The sequence below is a fragment of the Paracoccus sp. PAMC 22219 genome, from assembly GCF_000787695.1.
Classification (GTDB): Bacteria; Pseudomonadota; Alphaproteobacteria; order Rhodobacterales; family Rhodobacteraceae; genus Paracoccus.
In genome coordinates, this window is sequence record NZ_BBPH01000104.1 from 1 (window position 1) to 18,432 (window position 18,432).

An 18,432-nucleotide genomic window follows, 5' to 3' on the forward strand; every position below is an offset into this window, starting at 1 on the left:
GCCGCTGACGGCGGGCGATGCGCTGGCCCCGGCGAGCCGCGCGGCGGAGGCGGTGACCGATCCCGGTCCGGGCCCCGACCTGCCGCAGGCCGGAGAGATCGTGACCCTGCCCGTGACCCTGGGTCCCCGCACCGACTGGTTCGACGCCGCCACCGTCGCGCGGTTCCTGGCGCAGGACTGGACCGTCACGCCGCAATCATCGCGCGTAGGCATCCGCCTGTCGGGCGAGGCACTGACCCGCGACGACGCCCGCGAATTGCCAAGCGAGGGCACCGCGACCGGCGCCATCCAGGTCCCTCATTCCGGACAGCCGGTGCTGTTTCTGGCCGACCACCCGCTGACCGGCGGCTATCCGGTCATCGCGACGCTGCACCCGTCCGCACTGGACCTGGCGGGGCAATTGCCCCCGCACGCGCATCCGCTTTGCCGCCGACGCCCCTTTTGCCGAAATCGACCCGGAGGCCACCGATGTTTCGTGACACCCCCCTGACCCCGATCCGCCGCATCCTGATCGCCAATCGCGGAGAGATCGCCCTGCGCGTCATCCGCGCCTGCGCCGACGAGGGCATCGAATCGGTGGCGATCTATGCCGATCCCGACCGCGACGCGCCCTTTGTCCGCGCGGCAGATCAGGCCTGGGCGCTGGAGGGCCACCGCCCCGCCGACACCTATCTGGACGCCGCCAAGGTGCTGGCCATCGCGGCCAAGGCCCGGGTCGACGCGATCCATCCGGGCTATGGTTTCCTGTCGGAAAACGCCGATTTTGCCCGCGCGGTGCAGGCGGCGGGCATCCTGTGGATCGGACCTGATCCCGACGTGATCGACGCGCTTGGCGACAAGATCCGCGCGCGGGAAATCGCGCAGGCCGTCGGCGCGCCGCTGGTCGCGGGCAGCCCCGGCCCCATCGCCAGCGGGGCCGAGGCGCTGGCATTCGCCCGCGAACACGGCCTGCCGCTGGCCATCAAGGCGGCCTTCGGCGGCGGCGGTCGCGGCATGCGCGTGGCCCGCGACCTGGACGAGGTCGAGGAGCTGTTCGACGCCGCCACCCGCGAGGCGGTCACCGCCTTTGGCCGCGGCGAATGCTATGTCGAACAGTTCCTGGACCGCCCCCGCCATATCGAGGCGCAGGTGCTGGCCGACCGGCACGGTACTGTCAAGGTGCTGGGCACCCGCGACTGTTCGCTGCAACGCCGCAACCAGAAGCTGGTCGAGGAGGCGCCCGCGCCGTTCCTCTCCGACGATCAGCGCGACCGCATCCATGACAGCGCCCGCGCGATCTGCGCCCATGCGGGATACAGCGGCGCAGGCACCGTCGAGTTCCTGCTGTCCGCGAACGGCACGATCAGCTTCCTGGAAGTGAACACCCGCCTGCAGGTCGAACACCCGGTGACCGAGGAGACGACCGGCATCGACATCGTCCGCGCGATGATCCGCGTGGCGCAAGGCGCGCGCCTGACCGACGACAGCGTGCCCGAACCCACCGGCCACGCGATCGAGTTCCGCATCAATGCCGAAGACCCCGGCCGCGGCTTTCTGCCCACCCCAGGCCCGATCACGCTGTGGTCCGCGCCCGGCGGCATCGGCATCCGGCTGGACAGCGGGGTCGAGCAGGGCGGTCAGGTTGCGGGCCAGTTCGATTCGATGATGGCCAAGCTGATCGTGACCGGCCCCGACCGCGCCACCGCCATCGCCCGTGCCCGCCGCGCGCTGCGCGAGTTCCGCATCGAAGGCGTCGCCTCCGTCCTGCCGTTCCATCGCGCCGTGCTGGAGCGCCCGAGTTCACCGACGATTTCGCCGTTCACACCCGCTGGATCGAGACGGATTTCGCCGACCGCCTGGCCGCCGCCGTCCAGCCCGCGGACCGGGTGACCCCCGTCCCGGACCAGCCCATGCTGCGCCTGTCGATCGAGATCGACGGCAAGCGGCACGACCTTGCGCTGCCCCAGGGGGTGCTGGCCGCAGGCGCCCCCGCAGCCCCGCAGGAGGCCGTGGCCGATCCCGGTTGCATCGGCGCGCCGGTCGCGGGCACGCTGTCGCTGTGGCAGGCGGCCGACGGGGCGCAGGTCCAGGCCGGAGAGGTGATCGCCGTGATCGAGGCCATGAAGATGGAGACCAGCATCGAGGCCCCCCATGCCGGCCGCTTGACGCGCCTTGCGGCGGAGGGCGCGACGCTGGCGCATGGCGCGCCCCTGGCCCGGATCGACCCCGACGAGGGATGACCCCATAGGGCTATTCCAGGGGCGGGCATCTGTGATATTCTGCACGTTGTGAATGTCACCCTTGTCCGAGGTCCCGATGAAACATCCGACCGTCCGTGCATGGCCGGGCCCGCTGGCCGTCCAGGCGCGGGCCGAATTCACGTTGGACATGCTGCGCAACCTTGTCGTGGTCTTCGAGGCCGCGGCCGAGGATCGCAGCGTGCTGGTCGAGATGGGGGATCGCGGGGTCTGGGCCGTCACCCATGACGGGCACCGCCTGTTCATTGGTCAGACGGCCGCGCCGCCGCCGCTGGACGCCTGATCCGATTGCTTTTTGTCACAAGATGGGAACGCCTTTGCATCCCGGTCATTGACCCCCGCAGCCACTGTCGGAGGGACCTGGACCATGCGAGATCTTTGGGGCCCGTGCGGGATGACGATGGCCTGACCTTTCGCCTGTGGGCGCCGCGCGCGCAGCAGGTTGACGTCGTGATCGACGGGCAGCCGCAGCCGATGCACAAGGGCGACCTGGACATCTGGCAGGCCCGCAGCACCGCGGCGCCCGGTGCCCGCTATCTGTTCCGCGTCGACGGGACGGACATGCCCGACCCGGCCAGCCGCCTGCAGGCGGGGGGCGTGAACGACGCATCCGTCGTGACCGACCCGCCGATGCCGCAGGAATGGGCAGGACGCCCCTGGTCCGAGGCGGTGATCTATCAGCTGCATGTCGGCTGCTTCACCCCCGAAGGCAGCTTTGCCGCCGCCGCCGCGCGCCTGCCGGGTCTGGCGGCGCTTGGCTTCACCGCGATCCAGCTGCTGCCCGTGGGGCAGTTTCCGGGTGACCGGGGCTGGGGCTATGACGGCGTGCTGCCCTATGCGCCGCACCCTGCCTATGGCAGCCCCGGCGATCTGCGCCGATTGATCCGGGCCGCGCATGATTGCGGGATGATGGTGATCCTGGATCTGGTGATGAACCATTTCGGTCCCGACGGCGCGTGGATCCACCATGCGGCGCCGGATTTCTTCGACCCCGACCGGCACACGCCCTGGGGCGCGGCGATCGATTTCTCGCGTCCGCAGGTCTGCGATTTCTGGATCGGCTGCGCGATGCACTGGCTGCGCGATTACGGGTTCGACGGGTTCCGGCTCGATGCGGTGCACCAGATCACCGGGCCGGGTTCGGCCGAGTTCATGAAGGACCTGGCCGCCCAGATCGCCACCCTGAGCCCCCGCCGCCACCTGATCACCGAGGACGAGCGCAACATCCCCGATTTGCGCGAGGTGGGATATGATGCCAGCTGGAACGACGATTTCCACCATGCGGTCCATGTGGCGCTGACCGGTGAATCGGACAGCTATTACGCCAGCTTTGCGGTCGATCCGATCGCCGACCTGACGCTGGCTTTGTCGCGCGGCCATATCGAGGAGGGTCAGCCCCGCCAGGGCCTGGACCATCCGCGCGGCGCGCCCTGCGGCCACCTGCCGCCGACGGCCTTCGTGAACGCGATCCAGACCCACGACCAGATCGGCAACCGCGCCCTGGGCGAACGCCTGCTGACGCTGGCGGAACCCGATGCCGTGCGCGTCGCCTATGCGCTGCTGCTGGTCGCGCCCTATGTGCCGATGGTCTTCATGGGAGAGGAGCGCGGAGAGACCGCGCCGTTCCAGTTCTTTGCCGACTATTCGGGCGAACTGGGTCAGGCCGTCCGCAAGGGCCGCGCCGCCGAGTTTCCGGGCATCGCCAGCATGGGCGACGGCGTTCCGGACCCGATCGACCCCGCGACGATGGCCCGGTCGCGCCTTGGCTGGCGCGACGATGCGGATGCCCGCGCGTGGATGGACCTGACCCGCCGCGCGCTGGCGTTCCGCGCGGCCCATGTCGTGCCGCTGCTGAACAGCGGCAAGCCCCAAGCCAGCGTCACCCGTGAGGGGCCGGGCCTGATCCGCGCCCTGTGGCAGTTCCCCGGCGGCGGTCTTGCACTGTCGCTGGCCCTGGGCCAGCCCGACCCGACCCCCTTGCCCGATGCCGACCTGTCCGTGGGACAGCCCGGCGATCTCTTTTCCCTGACCGTGAAAGCCCTGTCATGATTCCGCGTATTCCGACTGCCACCTGCCGCATCCAGCTGCGCGAGGGGGTGGATTTCGCGGCCCTGACCGCGCGCCTGGACCAGATCGCCGATCTGGGCGTGTCGCACCTGTACCTGTCGCCGATCTTTGCCGCGACCGAGGGGTCGACCCACGGCTATGACATCACCGACCCGACGCGGATCGACGACAGCCTGGGCGGCGCCGACGGCTTTGCCGCGCTGGCCGAACAGGCACAGGCGCGCAATCTGGGGATCATTCTGGACATCGTGCCGAACCATACCGCGTTTTCGGTCCAGAACCCGTGGCTGGCCGACGTGCTGACGCATGGCCGCGCCAGCACGCGCGCGCGGCATTTCGACATCGACTGGCAGGCGGGGCCGCTGGTCCTGCCTTGGCTGCCCGCCCCGTTCGAGCAGATGCTGACCGAGGGCGCGTTCCGCGTCCGCGACGGACAGTGGATGTTCGGCGATCTGGCCCTGCCGCTGGCACCCGGCACGAACGCCACCGACGATCTGCGGGCCCTGCACGAGGCGCAGCACTGGCGGCTGGTCCATCATGCGCTGGAGCGCGACGGCATCACGCATCGGCGGTTCTTCAACGTCACGGACCTGATCGGCATGCGGGTCGAGGATCCGCATGTGTTCGACGACACCCACGCGCTGATTCTGGAGCTGGTGCGCAGCGGCCATGTCCAGGGCCTGCGCGTGGACCATGTCGACGGCCTGGCCGATCCGGCAGGCTATCTGGACCGTCTGGCCGAGGCGCTGCCCGACACGCCGATCTGGATCGAGAAGATCCTGACGGGCGACGAACCCCTGCCCGAGAATTGGGTGACCGAGGGCACCACCGGATACGAGGCCGGGCGCCTGATCACCCGCATGCTGACCCCGGCGGCGGGGCTGGAGCGTCTGGACGATGCCTGGCACGACGCCATCGGCCCGACGGCGTCCTTTGCCGACACGCTGACGCAGGCCAAGCACGAGATCCTGGACAACGAACTGGCCGCCGAGCGGATGCAGCTGTCGCGCATGGCCGCGCACGCCTTGGCCCCGGTGTCGGAGGTTGAGCCGGGCCCAGAGGCGCTGCGCGAGGCGGTGACGGCGCTGCTGATCGCCACGCCGCGTTATCGCACCTATGTCACCGCGCAGGGGGCGGGCGCGGATGACCGCGCGCTGATCGAACAGGTGGCAGACAAGGCCGCCAAGGGTCTGCGCAGCGATCTTGTGGTGCGGCAGCTGGCCGGGGTCTGGGCCGATCCGGCGATGCCGGCACAGCAGGTGTTCGTCACCCGCCTGCAGCAGGTGTCCGGGGCGCTGCTGGCCAAGGCGCAGGAGGATACCGCGGGTTTCCGCTGGACCCGCTATCTGCCCGCCAACGAGGTCGGCGCCGAACCCGACGAGGCGACGATCACCGGGCCGGAGGCGACCGAGGCCATGGCGCGCCGCCGCGTCGGCGACATGGTCCTGACCTCGTCCCATGACAGCAAGCGGTCCGAGGATGCGCGCGCCCGCCTGATCGCCGCCAGCCACCTGCCGCAGGATCTGGTGGCGCTGGACCAGGCCGCGGCGGCCTTGCCGCAGGCGCAGGGGGTCGACCCGCGCTGGCGGTGGTACATGGTGCAGACCGCCCTGGCCCTGCACGGGGCCGAGGATGCGGCGGACCGGGTGAACACTCATGTCGAAAAGGCCCTGCGCGAGGCCAAGCAGGAAAGCTACTGGACCAACCCCGACGAGGCGGTCGAGGGCCGCATCGCGGGTCTGGGTCGTGCGCTGCTGTCGGAATGGGATAATGACGCCCCCGCCGCCCTGACGCGGCTGCTGGAGCGGGGGCAGGCGCTGATGCTTGCGCAGCTGCTGTTCAAGATGGTCATGCCGGGTTTCCCCGACATCTATCAGGGCACGCAGGGCCTGTTCCTGGCGCTGACCGACCCCGACAACCGCCGCCCCGTGCCGTGGGACGCGCTGGCCAAGGGCGATCAGGGCGACGACATCGGCGCGGTCAAGGCGCGCTGGACCCATCGTCTGGTGGCGCTGCGCACGGACATGGCCGATCTGCTGCACGACGCCGCCACGCGGGTCGAGATCGACGATACGGGCATCCGCCTGATCCGCCGTGCGGGCAAGCGGCAGCTGGTCGCGCGTCTGGACCTGCCCGGTGTCGCGGCACCTGCCGAGGGCAGTGCCGCAATTCTGGACTGGCACGGCCCCGACGGGTGCCGGGTGCATCTGAGCGAGGCACCGGTCCAAGGCAAGCGGATTGATATTTGACGCGCGGGGGAACATCCGGGGGGCATGGCGGTTCGACAGGTGATGCGCCACATGCCCCGCATCACCGGGGCATCACGGCGGGATGAAACCCTAGCCTGCAAGAGATGTCGCCATGTCAGAACACATGCCCGCCGTGCCGCGCCAGATCACTCACGCCTCATCCGACCGGCCGGTCGCGACCCTGCTGCTGGCCGGTGGCAAGGGCACGCGTCTGCATGACCTGACTGCCCGCGACAGCAAGCCCGCGGTGGCCTTTGCGGGTGCGAACCGGATCATCGATTTCGCGATGGCGAATGCCGTGCGGTCCGGGCTGAACCGGATGCTGGTCGCCACGCAATACGCCCCGCACAGCCTGCACCATCATTTGCCGATGCGATGGGGTCGCCATTTCCCGCAATCGGGTCTGGTCTTGTGCGACGGACAGGACCGGTTCATGGGCACCGCCGACGCCGCCCGCCAGACCTGGGATGCGCTGGAGGCGATGGGCGGTGACCAGGTTCTGATCCTGGCGGCGGATCACGTCTATGACATGAACTATGCCGATCTGCTGGCGGCGCATCGCGCATCCGGGGCGGCCGTGACCGTGGCCGTCGACACCGTCCCGCGGGCCGAGGCGCGGGGTTTCGGCGTCATGCAGGCCGACGCGCAGGGCCGCATCCTGTCGTTTCTGGAAAAGCCCGCCGATCCCCCCGGCATGATCGACCAGCCCGACCACGCGATGGTGTCGATGGGCATCTATGTCTTTGGCCGCCGCTGGCTGCAGGGCGCGCTGTTCGACCGTCCGGTCGAGGCGATGGATTTCGGCCATGACGTGATCCCCGACGCCGTGTCGCAGGGCGTGGCCGCCGTCTGGCGCATGCCCGCCGGGCCGTCCGGTCGTGGCTACTGGCGCGACGTGGGCACGCTTGATGCGCTGCGCCGCGCGCAGCTGGACTTCGTGGCTGCCGAGCCCGCGCGGCTGCCCTTTGCCAGCCCGGCATCCGACTGGTACCTGGGCCGCGGCAGCATCGCCATGCCGGGCGCGGTCGTGCCCGAAAGCGCCCGCCTGATCTGCACGCTGGTCGCCCCCGGTACGCAGGTCCCCGCGGGCCTGGTCACCGGAGAGAACGCCGCCGAGGATGCCCGATGGTTCACCCGCACCCCCGCGGGCACCGTCCTCATCACGCAATCGATGCTGGACCGCCGTGCCGCGCACGCGCATATCCGGCGCTCTGTCACCCCACCCCCTTCCAACCGCCGAGGACTTCATGCGTGATCTGACCACCCCGCCAATCTTTGATGCCACCCAGGCCCGTTCCGACATCCTGGGCGCCGAGTTCATGGGCGAGGGGACAAATTTCGCGCTGTTTTCCGACCACGCGACCAAGGTCGAGCTGTGTCTGTTCGACGACGAAGGCCAGGAAGAGCTGTACCGCCTGCCCCTGCCGGACATGGAAGGCGGCATCTGGTTCGGATACCTGTCCGACATCATGCCGGGCCAGGTCTATGGCTATCGCGTGCACGGTCCCTACGAGCCCGAGAACGGCCACCGCTTCAACGCCAACAAGCTGCTGCTGGACCCCTATGCCCGCGAGCTGCGCGGAGAGATCATCTGGGACGACGCGCTGCACGGCTATACCATCGGCGAGGACGACCTTTCGTTCGACGAACGCGACAGCGCGCCCTTCATGCCCAAGGGCGTGGTCGTGGACAGCCGCTTTGACTGGGACACCGAGCGTGCGCTGCGCACGCCCTGGGCGGACACGGTCATCTATGAGGCCCATGTCAAGGGACTGACGAAACAGCACCCCGACGTCCCCGAGGACCTGCAGGGCACGTTCCGGGGGCTTGCCACGGAACCGGTCATCAGCCACCTGCAGAAGATCGGCGTCACCACGATCGAGCTGCTGCCAATCCACGCCTTTGCCAACGACCGCTATCTGGTGGAAAAGGACCTTTCGAACTATTGGGGTTATTCGACCCTGTCGTTCTTTGCGCCCCACGGCCCCTATCTGAAGACGGGCCAGATCCGCGAGGTCAAGGAGGCGATCCGCAAGTTCCACAAGGCCGGGATCGAGGTCATCCTGGACGTGGTCTTCAACCACACCTGCGAAGGGTCGGAACTAGGCCAGACGCTGTCCTTCCGCGGGATCGACAATGCCAGCTACTACCTGCTGGCCGAGGACAAGCGCCACAGCTTCGACACCACCGGCACCGGCAACACGTTGAACGTCGCGCATCCGATGGTGCTGCGCATGGTCATGGATTCGCTGCGCTATTGGGTGCAGGTGATGCATGTCGACGGCTTCCGGTTCGACCTGGCATCGACCCTGGGCCGCGAGACCGAAGGGTTCGAGCGCGACGGGTCGTTCTTCAACGCCATCCGCCAGGACCCGGTCCTGTCCGGCATCAAGCTGATCGCCGAGCCGTGGGACATCGGCGAGGGCGGGTACCAGGTCGGCGGATACCGCTGGCCGTTCCGCGAATGGAACGACAAGTTCCGCGACGATACGCGCGCCTTCTGGCGCCGCGATTCCGGCCAGCTGGGCGTGATCGCGGAACGTCTGGTCGGATCGCCGGTGCAGTTCGACCACAGCCACCGCCCGGCGACCAGTTCCGTGAACTTTGTCGCGGCGCATGACGGGTTCACCCTGTGGGACACGGTCAGCTATTCCGACAAGCACAACGACGCCAATGGCGAGGATGGCCGCGACGGCCATGACCACAACATCTCGGACAACCTGGGCGCCGAAGGGCCGACGGATGACGCGGGCATCGACACCGCACGTGTCCGCCGGGTCCGCGGCATGCTGGCGACGATCTTCCTGTCGCAGGGCGTGCCGATGATGCTGGCCGGGGACGAACTGGGCAATTCGCAGGACGGCAACAACAACGCCTATTGCCAGGACAACGAGATCAGTTGGCTGGACTGGGCCGGGGCGCGCACGGACATCCGCGACGCGGTTGCCGCATTGTCGACGTTCCGCCGCGAAAGCGGTCTGGCCCAGACCCGCTTTGCCGGACCCGAGGGTCAGCCCATCGGCCAATGGCTGCATCCGCGCGGCGACGCGATGACGGATGACGACTGGTCGGACGGCGAATTGCGCATCCTTGGCCTGACGCTGCAGCCTGCGGACGCGCCGCAGATCCTGATCATCGTGAATGCGGGCGACGACGGCGAGTTCGCCCTGCCCGAAGGCGACTGGACGCTGCGCATCGACACGGCGCGCGATGACGTCGCCTGCATGGATACCGTTTCGGGGGTTTTGCCCCTGGGATGGCAAAGCGTGGTGGCACTGACGCGTGCGTAAGCGCCACCGCGACCCGATGTCTCATCAATGGAGGAAATGATGACCGATCTGGACAAAGACGAACTGATCCGCGCCCGCGCCCATCAGATCTGGGAAAGCGAAGGCTGCCCTGAAGGCCAAGAGGCCGACCACTGGGCCCGCGCCACCGCCGAGATCGAAGACGGCACCGCGCAGCCCGAGGCCGCGCAATCCGCGGCCGATGCCGGCGAACGCGCGGAGGAGGAGGGGAATGTCCCTTCGGCCGTCGCGGGACCTGCGGCACGTCGCCGCGCGGCGCGCTGATCGGCAAGGACGCGATGTGAAAATTGGGCCGCGGCGCTGAAACCTTCAGCGCCGCGGCCCGTATCTTTCTGCAGGGTCTGGACGGTTCGGGTCAGGCCACGATCGCGGGTTGGGAACGCATGACGCGGGCGATCGCCAGCATCGACATCACCGCGCCTGCCAGCGTGGACAGCAGAAGGATCGTCAGCAGGGCCTGCACCGCCGTCACGTGCAGCAGCGATACGGCAGTGACCGCCGCCAACAGGGGGACGTGGGTTCCGGCAAAGACGATCAGCAATATCCGGGTCCTGACGCTCATCCTGAAAATACCTCCGGGGTGGTTTGAATCATTTGATCGGCAACTTGAAATTGTGGTCCAGTCTGAAACTATGCAGCAGGGCCATCGAAAATCAAGACTGTGCGGTTCATGAGCGATCACGACGACAACGTCCGGATGCTGGGGGCCATCGCCTTGGGATCGCGGGCCGATTTCGCGGATTTCTACCGCGCGAACTGCGACCTGGTGTTCGGGATATTGCTGCGCATGCTGCGCGACCGCACCGATGCCGAGGATCTGCTGCAAGAGGTGTTCGTCCGCGTCTGGACCCGTGCCGGGCGCTATGACCCGCGATTGTCGAACCCGCGGACCTGGCTGGTCGCGATCACCCGCAACGCGGCCATCGACCGGCTGCGGTCGCGGCAGGTGCGCCCGGTGACCCAGCCCGTGGATCCTGGTCTGCCGGGCACGGGACCCGGCCCCGAGGCGCAGGCCATCGCGGCCGATCAGCGGACGCGGCTGGACGGCTGCCTGTCCGAACTGGCGCCCGAAAAGGCGCAGGCCGTGCGCCGGGCCTATCTGGACGGCTGGAGCTATGAGGAGCTGGCCCGCGACGCGGGGGTTCCGCTGAACACGATGAAGACCTGGCTGCGGCGGTCGCTGCAGCGTCTGCGCGACTGCATGGATCAATTCACGGACCGGGAATGAGCGACCTTTCAACCGACGACATCATGGCTGCGGAATACGCCATCGGCCTACTGGACCCCGAACAGCGGGCGCTGGCGGACCGCCGGCTGGACCGCGACCCGGTCTGGGCGGGTCTTGTGGCCGCGTGGCGGATGCGTCTGTCGCAGATGGACGCCCAGTTCGGTGCCGTTCCCGCGCCGAACGTGCTGCCGCGCATCCAGCGGCAGCTGTTCGGCCCACCGGCCCGTCGCGCATGGCTGCCCGGCGTGCCCGTCCCGGCGATCATCGGCGTGGTCCTGGTCGCCAAGGCCCTGGCGCTGTGGTTGCTGCTGGGGTGACACGGCGCACGCCCTTTGCGTGCATAATGTGCAAATACTCTGCCGCGGCGTGAAACAAACCGGGGCATGGTGCGTATCCCCTCCGCATGCACGACCCATGATCCGGAGCCACGCCATGCCGCCCGCCCAGGACATCAGCCTGCACGACTATACCGGGCCGGTCCTGGCGGCGCAGCTGCTGACCGGCCGACAGGTCCTGTCGCTGGACGCGTTCGGCCCCCGACGCGCCGGCATGGTGCAGGACGACGGCGTGCCGTTGGACGTGGGGCGGATCGTTCATCCCGACCCCGACCGCCCGGCCGCCGTGCTGGGGTCGGGCACCGTCACGCCGGGCATCATGGCGGGTTCCGGCGCGATCCCCTTGGGCAGCCCCCGCGCCGTGGTGCTGTTGCAGGACGGGGATGGCGGTCTGATCTTCCTGTATCCCGACGGGGTGCCCGACCTTCCGGGGGCGACGCGACTGATCGCCGATATCCGGCGCGTGCCCTATGTCTTTGCGGCGGGGGTGATGTGCTTTGCCCGCGACACGATGATCCGCACGGCCAGGGGCGACATGCCCATCCAGATGCTGCGCCCCGGCATGTCCGTCCAGACGCGCGACGCAGGTCTGCAGCCGGTCGTGTGGATCGGCACGCGCACGCTGAGCCCCGCGCGGCTGCACGCGGAACCGGACCGTCGCCCGATCCTGATCCGCCGCGACGCGCTTGGTCCCGGCATTCCTGCCCGCGATCTGGTCGTGTCGCCGCAGCACCGGTTGCTGGTCGGGTCGCGCATCGCCCGGCGCATGTTCGACGAGCCCGAGGTTCTGGTCGCCGCCCGTCACCTGACCTCGATCCCCGGGGTGGGACCGGCGCCGTGGCAGGGGGGCGTGACCTATCTGCATTTCGTCTGCGAGGATCATCACCTTGTCTATGCCGAGGGCGCCTGCGCCGAGACGCTGCACACCAGCCCCGACGCCCTCAAGACGCTGTCTGAGGCCGCCCGGCGCGAGGTGCTGGCCCTGTTCCCCGATCTGGGCCTGCTGACGGGACCGGCCGACGGTCCGACCCGCCCGGCGGCGCGTCGGATGCTGAGCGGGGCCGAGGGGCGGCAACTGGCGCGCCGCCATGCCGTCAACCAGATCATGACCCGGGGTAATCATGTTCAACAGACTTGCGGACTGTTGAACATGGCTGTATTCAACAGATGCCATAACTGTTGAACATGATGCCCCGATCCCATTCCGCCCTGGCCCATGCCGCCTATCACGACCTGCTGCGGTCCCTGCGCGACGAGGGGCTGCGCGACCTGCGTGGTGCGCCCACGTTGGTCGAACGCAATGGACGGGGCTACTGGTACGACAGCTTTCGTGTCGGCACCCAGGTCCGCAAGCGCTATCTGGGCGAGGATGGCCCCGACATGGCCGCCCGGATGCAGGCGCTGCGCGACGACCGGGTGCCCGCCGAACAGCGTCGCCGCGACCGTGCCCGACTGGTACGCCTGCTGCGGGCCGAGGGGTTCCTGGGCCTGGACCCGACCAGCGGCAGCCTGATGGCGGCGCTGTCGGGGGCGGGGGTGTTCCGCCTTGGCGGCACGGTGGTCGGCACCCACGCCTTTCGCCTGTACGAGGGAGAGCTGAACCTGGCCCTGTCGCTGGAACAGACCGCGCAGACCGACGATCTGGACATCGCCAGCTTTGAACGCCTGTCGCTGGCGCTGGAGGATGCGGCGGCGCCCCCCGTCACCCAGGTTCTGGCCGATTTCGATTTCGCCCCGGCGCCCAGCCTGGAGCCGGGCCGCGCCTGGCGTTGGCGGCAGACGCAGGGCAATGCGCTGGTCGAATTCCTGACCCCGGCTTTCGGCGAGGAGGGGTTGCGCGATCTGCCCGCGCTTGGCGTGCAGGCGCAGGCGCTGCATCACCTGAACTATCTGATCGCCGACCCGATCCCCGCGGCCATCCCCTATCGCAGCGGCGTGCTGGTGCAGGTGCCGCGCCCGGAACGGTTCGCCATCCACAAGCTGATCGTGGCCGATCGCAGGCGCGCCGACGACCGCATGAAATCGGCCAAGGACCGCGCGCAGGCCGCGTTCCTGATCGCCGTGCTGGCCCGCGACCGCCCCGACGATCTGGCCGAGGCGCATGAGGACGCCCTGTCGCGCGGTCCGCGTTGGCGCGACCGGATCACGGCCAGCCTGTCGCGCATGCCCGACACCGCCGCCCAACTGGCGGCGCTGTAGCAAAGGTCAGGGCAGCATCACGCGGGTCTGCCACGCCTCGCAGGCGCGGGCCAGATCGCCGGGCAGGGCGCGGTCGGTGAAGATCGCATCCAGCTGCGACAGCGACCCGATGCGGGCGGGCGCGCTGCGCGACAGCTTGGAATGATCCGCCACCAGGAAGGTGCGGCGCGACTGGCGCAGGATGGTCTGGCTGACGCCGACCTCCTGGATGTCGAAATCCAGCAGGTCGCCGTCGCGGTCCAGTGCCGAACAGCCGATCACCGCCAGGTCGAACTTGAACTGACGGATGGTCTCCGCCGCCAGCGTGCCGACCAGCCCGCCATCGGCGCGGCGCAGGTTGCCCCCGGTGACGATCACGTCGCAATCGGTGTTGGCCGCCAGGATGTTGGCCACGTTCATGTTGTTCGTCACCACCAGCAGGTCGCGATGGCCCAGCAGCTCGCGGGCCACGGCCTCGGTGCTGGTGCCGATGTTCAGAAACAGGCTGATCTTTTCCGGCACCTCGGCCGCGCAGGCGCGTGCGATGGCGGTTTTCGCGTCGTGATGCAGGGCGCGGCGTTCCTCGTACCCGATATTGGCGACGCCGGATGGCAGGATCGCGCCGCCGTGGACGCGTTCCAGCCGTCCTGCCTCGGCCAGGTCGGTCAGGTCGCGGCGGATCGTCTGCAGCGTGACGCCGAAATGGCCGGCCAACCCCTCGACCGTGACCTTGCCGTCGCGGCGGGCAATCTCCAGGATCTCGGGCTGGCGGAAGCTCTGCGACATGGGGCACCCCTTGCGGTTTTGCCGATCTTGCACGACGGGGCCGAACAGGCAAGATGTTCGCTTTCTTGCGGTTTGTGCAGATGATGCAACGGGTGACGGCGTGAATCGCCACCGTTGGGGCGGATTCCGCGTCAAATCAGGGCATAATCCGTGACTTAACCTCTGTAAATATATGATTTATATGTAAATCCATGAAATGAACGAAAACGAAAATAAAAACCTTTCCTTTTGATGCGAACGGCGGCAGACATAGGCAGGGTCGACGAAAGGATGACGGCGCGTGACGGATACAGGCAAGACGGTCGATCTGTTCGTGATCGGGGGCGGCATCAACGGTTGCGGGATCGCCCGCGACGCGGCCGGGCGCGGCCTGTCCGTCACCCTGGCCGAGATGGGCGATCTGGCGCAGGCGACGTCCAGCGCCTCGACCAAGCTTTTTCACGGCGGGCTGCGCTATCTGGAGTATTTTGAGTTCCGGCTGGTCCGCGAGGCGCTGATCGAACGCGAGGTGCTGCTGCGCGCCATGCCGCATATCAGCTGGCCGATGCGGTTCGTGCTGCCCTATCACCCCGACATGCGGTTCGAATCGGACACGCCGACGTCCAAGCTGCTTGGCATGGTGATGCCCTGGATGAAGGGCCGCCGCCCCGCCTGGCTGATCCGGTTGGGATTGTTCATGTACGACACGCTTGGCGGTCGCAAGATCCTGCCCGGCACCCGGACGCTGTCGCTGGACGGCACGCCCGAAGGGGCGCCGCTGCAGGAACGCTTTCACCACGCCTTTGAATATTCCGACTGCTGGGTCGAGGATTCGCGCCTGGTGGTCCTGAACGCCCGCGACGCCGAGGCGCGCGGCGCGACGGTGATGACCGGCACCAAGGTGCTGTCCGCCGACCGCCATCCTGACCACTGGATCGTGACCACCCAGGATGCGGCGACAGGCCAGACCACGCGGCACCGGGCGCGGATGCTGGTCAATGCCGGCGGCCCTTGGGTCGGCGACCTGATCCAGGGCACGATCCGGCTGAATTCGTCCGAGGGCGTGCGGCTGGTGCGCGGCAGCCATATCGTGACGCGGCGCCTGTACGATCACGACAAATGCTATTTCTTTCAGGGCACCGACGGCCGGATCATCTTTGCGATCCCGTACGAGAATGACTTTACCCTGATCGGCACCACCGATGCCGACCATCAGGACCCGTCGGTCAAGCCGGAATGCACGCCGCAGGAACGCGATTACCTGCTGGGCTTTGCCAACCAGTATTTCCGCCGCCAGCTGACCGCCGACGACGTGGTCTGGTCCTATTCCGGGGTGCGGCCGCTGTATGACGACGGCGCACAAAGCGCCACGGCGGCGACCCGCGATTACACGCTGAAGGTCGACCAGACCGGGGGTGCGCCGGTGCTGAACGTGTTCGGCGGCAAGATCACCACCTATCGCCGGCTGGCGGAATCGGCGCTGGCCAAGATCGCGCCGTTCTTTCCGAACCTGCCGGGCGACTGGACGCGGGGCGTGGCGCTGCCCGGCGGGGATTTCCCCGTGGACGGCGTGCCTGCGCTGGTGGCGCGGCTGCAGGCGGACCATCCGTTCCTGACCGAGGCATGGGCCCGCCGCCTGGTGCGCGCCTATGGGACCGAGGCCGCGACGATCCTGTCGGGCGCGCGCCAGGCCGCCGATCTGGGTGTCGATTTCGGCGCCACCCTGACCGAGGCAGAGGTCGTCTGGCTGATGGATCACGAATATGCCCGCCGCGCGGCCGATGTGGTCTGGCGGCGGACCAAGTTGGGACTGCGCCTGGATGCCGATCAGGTGCAGGTCCTGGACCAGTGGATACAAGCCCGATGGGCACAGAGGGCCGCCGCGGAATAGCGCGGACCGGCGGGGGGCCTTGGGAGGGGACATGACGTTAGAATTGCAGGGCGTGACGAAGGTGGTCGAGGGGCAGGTGCATGTCCATCCCACCGATCTGGTGTTGGAGCGCGGCACGATGAACGTGCTGCTGGGGCCGACGCTGTCGGGCAAGACCTCTCTGATGCGGCTGATGGCGGGGCTGGACCGCCCAGCACAGGGCCGCATCCTGTGGGAAGGCCGCGACGTCACGGGCATGCGCGTCCAGGACCGCAAGGTCGCGATGGTCTATCAGCAGTTCGTCAACTATCCGGCGATGACGGTGTTCGACAACATCGCATCGCCGCTGCGCCTGATGGGCGTGGACCGGGCCGAGATCGACCGCCGCGTCCGCGAGACCGCCGCGATGATGCGCCTGACCCCCATGCTGGACCGCAAGCCGCTGGAACTGTCGGGCGGCCAGCAGCAGCGCTGTGCGCTGGCCCGCGCGCTGGTCAAGAACGCGGGGCTGGTCCTGCTGGACGAGCCGCTGGCGAACCTGGACTACAAGCTGCGCGAGGAGTTGCGCGTCGAGATCCCCCGCATCTTCGAGGAATCGGGCGCGATCTTCGTCTATGCCACCACCGAACCCGAAGAGGCGCTACTGCTGGGCGGCAATACCGCGACCCTGTGGGAAGGACGCGTGACGCAGTTCGGCCCGACGCCGTCGGTCTATCGCCGCCCCGTTGATGCGACCACGGCGCGGGTGTTCAGCGATCCGCCGATGAACTTCCTGCCGTTCCAGGTGGCGGGCGGCCGATCCACCGTCGCAGGCATGCCCGCGCTTGCCGACGGGCGCTATCTGGCCGGGTTCCGTCCCAACCACCTGCACTTGTCGCGCCATGCCGACGACGCGTTGCAATTCGATGCGCAGCTGGTCGTGACGGAACTGACCGGGTCGGAGACCTTCGTCCACCTGGACCATCACGGACAGCGGTGGGTCGGCCTGATCCACGGCATCCACGATCTGCCCTTGGGGCAGGTGCTGCCGGTCTGGCTGGACCCGCGCCACGTCTATGTCTTTGCCGAGGATGGCCGCATGGTCACCCCCGCCGCCTACGCAAGCGCCGCCTGAGGAGGGGTTATGGCCAAGATCACGCTGGAGAACCTCGCCCATTCCTATTCCGCCCATCCCAAGGGGCCGGAGGATTACGCGCTCAAGGAGTTGAACCACGACTGGCAGGACGGTGCGGCCTATGCGCTGCTGGGGTCCAGCGGCTGCGGGAAATCGACGCTGCTGAACATCATCTCGGGGCTGCTGATCCCGTCGCAGGGGCGCATCCTTTTCGACGGGGTCGACGTGACCCGTGCGCCGACGGCGGAACGCAACATCGCGCAGGTGTTCCAGTTTCCGGTCGTCTACGACACGATGACCGTGCGCGACAACCTGGCCTTTCCCCTGCGCAACCGGGGCCGCCCCGAGGCCTATGTCGCCGAGCGCGTGGCGCAGATCGCCGCGATGATCGGGATGGAGCACATGCTGGACCGCAAGGCCCGCGGCCTGACCGCGGATGCCAAGCAAAAGATCAGCCTGGGCCGCGGCATGGTCCGCAAGGACGTCAACGCCCTGCTGTTCGACGAGCCGCTGACCGTGATCGACCCGCACATGAAGTGGGAGCTGCGCACCCAGCTGAAGAAGCTGCACCACGATTTCGGCCACACGATGATCTATGTGACCCATGACCAGACCGAGGCGCTGACCTTCGCCGACAAGGTGGTGGTCATGTATGACGGCCGCGTGGTCCAGATCGGCACGCCCGAAGAACTGTTCGACCGGCCGGAACATACCTTCGTGGGCTATTTCATCGGATCGCCGGGCATGAACCTGTTGCCCGCGACGGTGGCGGGGACGCAGGCACAGGTGCCGGGCGGCACCACCGCGCTGGCCGGGTCCTATGCGGCGCTGAACGGCAAGGTGCAGCTGGGCATCCGCCCGGAACATGTCCGCCTGTCCGCCGACCAGGGCCTGCCCGTGACCATCCGCCGGATCGAGGACGTGGGCCGCCACCGCATCATCCGCGCGGATCTGATGGGGCACGACCTGAACATCATCGCGCCCGAGGATCAGGCCATCACCGCGGACATGACTCGCGCGGTGTTCGATCCGACGCGCGTGAACATCTATGCCGACGACTGGCGCGTGGCGGCGGCCTAAG

Annotated in this window: 17 protein-coding genes and 1 pseudogene; 16 read left to right on the top strand and 2 right to left on the bottom strand. The window is 68.3% G+C overall.

Going from position 1 to position 18,432, the window contains the following annotated elements; genetic code table 11:
• From TY51_RS12285 to TY51_RS12320, 9 genes and pseudogenes are all read left to right on the top strand, one after another.
• Window positions 1-490: pseudogene (locus TY51_RS12285) on the top strand (hypothetical protein); the annotation flags it as partial.
• Window positions 469-1,869 carry an acetyl/propionyl/methylcrotonyl-CoA carboxylase subunit alpha gene (locus tag TY51_RS12290; RefSeq protein ID WP_231559037.1) on the top strand — a complete coding sequence of 467 codons (1,401 nt, stop codon included), beginning with the start codon at window positions 469-471 and terminating at the stop codon, window positions 1,867-1,869. The pseudogene TY51_RS12285 and the gene TY51_RS12290, both read left to right, overlap by 22 nt.
• Window positions 1,866-2,219, top strand: coding sequence for an acetyl-CoA carboxylase biotin carboxyl carrier protein subunit (locus TY51_RS23475; protein ID WP_231559038.1), 354 nt, complete (start codon window positions 1,866-1,868; stop codon window positions 2,217-2,219). The genes TY51_RS12290 and TY51_RS23475 overlap by 4 nt, the downstream gene beginning before the upstream one ends.
• A 76-nt stretch (window positions 2,220-2,295) precedes the next feature.
• The gene (locus TY51_RS12295; protein ID WP_156118006.1) at window positions 2,296-2,520 is read left to right on the top strand and encodes a hypothetical protein; all 225 of its coding nucleotides are present in this window, start codon (window positions 2,296-2,298) and stop codon (window positions 2,518-2,520) included.
• A gap of 104 nt (window positions 2,521-2,624) precedes the next feature.
• Window positions 2,625-4,286, top strand: a complete 1,662-nt coding sequence (treZ, locus tag TY51_RS12300; RefSeq protein WP_231559039.1) for a malto-oligosyltrehalose trehalohydrolase — start codon at window positions 2,625-2,627, stop codon at window positions 4,284-4,286.
• A complete protein-coding gene (treY, locus tag TY51_RS12305) occupies window positions 4,283-6,553 on the top strand; it encodes a malto-oligosyltrehalose synthase (protein ID WP_081994967.1) in 2,271 nt (756 codons plus the stop codon). Before treZ ends, treY begins: the two co-directional genes overlap by 4 nt.
• A gap of 112 nt (window positions 6,554-6,665) precedes the next feature.
• Window positions 6,666-7,808, top strand: coding sequence for a sugar phosphate nucleotidyltransferase (locus tag TY51_RS12310; RefSeq protein ID WP_052650135.1), 1,143 nt, complete (start codon window positions 6,666-6,668; stop codon window positions 7,806-7,808).
• The gene (glgX, locus tag TY51_RS12315) at window positions 7,801-9,843 is read left to right on the top strand and encodes a glycogen debranching protein GlgX (RefSeq protein ID WP_042250009.1); all 2,043 of its coding nucleotides are present in this window, start codon (window positions 7,801-7,803) and stop codon (window positions 9,841-9,843) included. Before TY51_RS12310 ends, glgX begins: the two co-directional genes overlap by 8 nt.
• Window positions 9,844-9,882: 39 nt before the next feature.
• On the top strand, window positions 9,883-10,125 hold the full coding sequence (locus TY51_RS12320; RefSeq protein WP_042250030.1) for a DUF2934 domain-containing protein: 243 nt from the start codon (window positions 9,883-9,885) through the stop codon (window positions 10,123-10,125).
• 91 nt (window positions 10,126-10,216) lie between these two features.
• On the opposite strand, the gene TY51_RS12325 is transcribed toward TY51_RS12320, so the two are convergent.
• Complete coding sequence (locus tag TY51_RS12325) at window positions 10,217-10,423, bottom strand: hypothetical protein (protein WP_156118008.1); 207 nt, start codon at window positions 10,421-10,423, stop codon at window positions 10,217-10,219.
• 108 nt (window positions 10,424-10,531) lie between these two features.
• Here TY51_RS12325 and TY51_RS12330 point away from each other — a divergent pair, with 108 nt between their 5' ends.
• From TY51_RS12330 to TY51_RS12345, 4 genes are all read left to right on the top strand, one after another.
• Window positions 10,532-11,089, top strand: coding sequence for a sigma-70 family RNA polymerase sigma factor (locus TY51_RS12330; RefSeq protein ID WP_042250011.1), 558 nt, complete (start codon window positions 10,532-10,534; stop codon window positions 11,087-11,089).
• A complete protein-coding gene (locus TY51_RS12335) occupies window positions 11,086-11,406 on the top strand; it encodes a hypothetical protein (protein ID WP_052650139.1) in 321 nt (106 codons plus the stop codon). Before TY51_RS12330 ends, TY51_RS12335 begins: the two co-directional genes overlap by 4 nt.
• A 97-nt stretch (window positions 11,407-11,503) precedes the next feature.
• A complete protein-coding gene (locus TY51_RS20365; RefSeq protein WP_081994969.1) occupies window positions 11,504-12,607 on the top strand; it encodes a Hint domain-containing protein in 1,104 nt (367 codons plus the stop codon).
• A 2-nt stretch (window positions 12,608-12,609) separates the two neighbouring features.
• The gene (locus TY51_RS12345; RefSeq protein WP_042250012.1) at window positions 12,610-13,623 is read left to right on the top strand and encodes a GSU2403 family nucleotidyltransferase fold protein; all 1,014 of its coding nucleotides are present in this window, start codon (window positions 12,610-12,612) and stop codon (window positions 13,621-13,623) included.
• Between the two features lie 6 nt (window positions 13,624-13,629).
• Here the strand turns inward: TY51_RS12345 and TY51_RS12350 are convergent, their stop codons facing one another.
• Window positions 13,630-14,388 (bottom strand): DeoR/GlpR family DNA-binding transcription regulator, encoded by a 759-nt coding sequence (locus TY51_RS12350; protein WP_042250013.1) that lies wholly within the window; start codon window positions 14,386-14,388, stop codon window positions 13,630-13,632.
• 280 nt (window positions 14,389-14,668) lie between these two features.
• On the opposite strand from TY51_RS12350, the gene glpD reads away from it, so the two are divergent.
• From glpD to TY51_RS12365, 3 genes are read left to right on the top strand one after another with little or no spacing between them, the layout of a single operon-like run.
• Entirely contained in the window at window positions 14,669-16,258 is a 1,590-nt protein-coding gene (glpD, locus tag TY51_RS12355) for a glycerol-3-phosphate dehydrogenase (protein WP_042250014.1), read from the top strand.
• A gap of 31 nt (window positions 16,259-16,289) precedes the next feature.
• Complete coding sequence (locus tag TY51_RS12360) at window positions 16,290-17,351, top strand: ABC transporter ATP-binding protein (RefSeq protein WP_042250015.1); 1,062 nt, start codon at window positions 16,290-16,292, stop codon at window positions 17,349-17,351.
• Between the two features lie 9 nt (window positions 17,352-17,360).
• The gene (locus tag TY51_RS12365; RefSeq protein ID WP_042250016.1) at window positions 17,361-18,431 is read left to right on the top strand and encodes an ABC transporter ATP-binding protein; all 1,071 of its coding nucleotides are present in this window, start codon (window positions 17,361-17,363) and stop codon (window positions 18,429-18,431) included.
• Window position 18,432 lies beyond the last annotated feature (1 nt).

Bases quoted from the DNA above. Each gene is read 5' to 3' on its own strand.
- TY51_RS12330 (WP_042250011.1), top strand. From the start codon at position 10,532: ATGAGCGATCACGACGACAACGTCCGGATGCTGGGGGCCATCGCCTTG.
- treY (WP_081994967.1), top strand. From the start codon at position 4,283: ATGATTCCGCGTATTCCGACTGCCACCTGCCGCATCCAGCTGCGCGAG.
- TY51_RS20365 (WP_081994969.1), top strand. From the start codon at position 11,504: ATGATCCGGAGCCACGCCATGCCGCCCGCCCAGGACATCAGCCTGCAC.
- TY51_RS12360 (WP_042250015.1), top strand. From the start codon at position 16,290: ATGACGTTAGAATTGCAGGGCGTGACGAAGGTGGTCGAGGGGCAGGTG.
- glgX (WP_042250009.1), top strand. From the start codon at position 7,801: ATGCGTGATCTGACCACCCCGCCAATCTTTGATGCCACCCAGGCCCGT.
- TY51_RS12320 (WP_042250030.1), top strand. From the start codon at position 9,883: ATGACCGATCTGGACAAAGACGAACTGATCCGCGCCCGCGCCCATCAG.
- TY51_RS12295 (WP_156118006.1), top strand. From the start codon at position 2,296: ATGAAACATCCGACCGTCCGTGCATGGCCGGGCCCGCTGGCCGTCCAG.
- TY51_RS12350 (WP_042250013.1), bottom strand. From the start codon at position 14,388: ATGTCGCAGAGCTTCCGCCAGCCCGAGATCCTGGAGATTGCCCGCCGC.
- TY51_RS12290 (WP_231559037.1), top strand. From the start codon at position 469: ATGTTTCGTGACACCCCCCTGACCCCGATCCGCCGCATCCTGATCGCC.
- TY51_RS12365 (WP_042250016.1), top strand. From the start codon at position 17,361: ATGGCCAAGATCACGCTGGAGAACCTCGCCCATTCCTATTCCGCCCAT.
- TY51_RS12310 (WP_052650135.1), top strand. From the start codon at position 6,666: ATGTCAGAACACATGCCCGCCGTGCCGCGCCAGATCACTCACGCCTCA.
- TY51_RS12325 (WP_156118008.1), bottom strand. From the start codon at position 10,423: ATGAGCGTCAGGACCCGGATATTGCTGATCGTCTTTGCCGGAACCCAC.
- TY51_RS12345 (WP_042250012.1), top strand. From the start codon at position 12,610: ATGATGCCCCGATCCCATTCCGCCCTGGCCCATGCCGCCTATCACGAC.
- TY51_RS12335 (WP_052650139.1), top strand. From the start codon at position 11,086: ATGAGCGACCTTTCAACCGACGACATCATGGCTGCGGAATACGCCATC.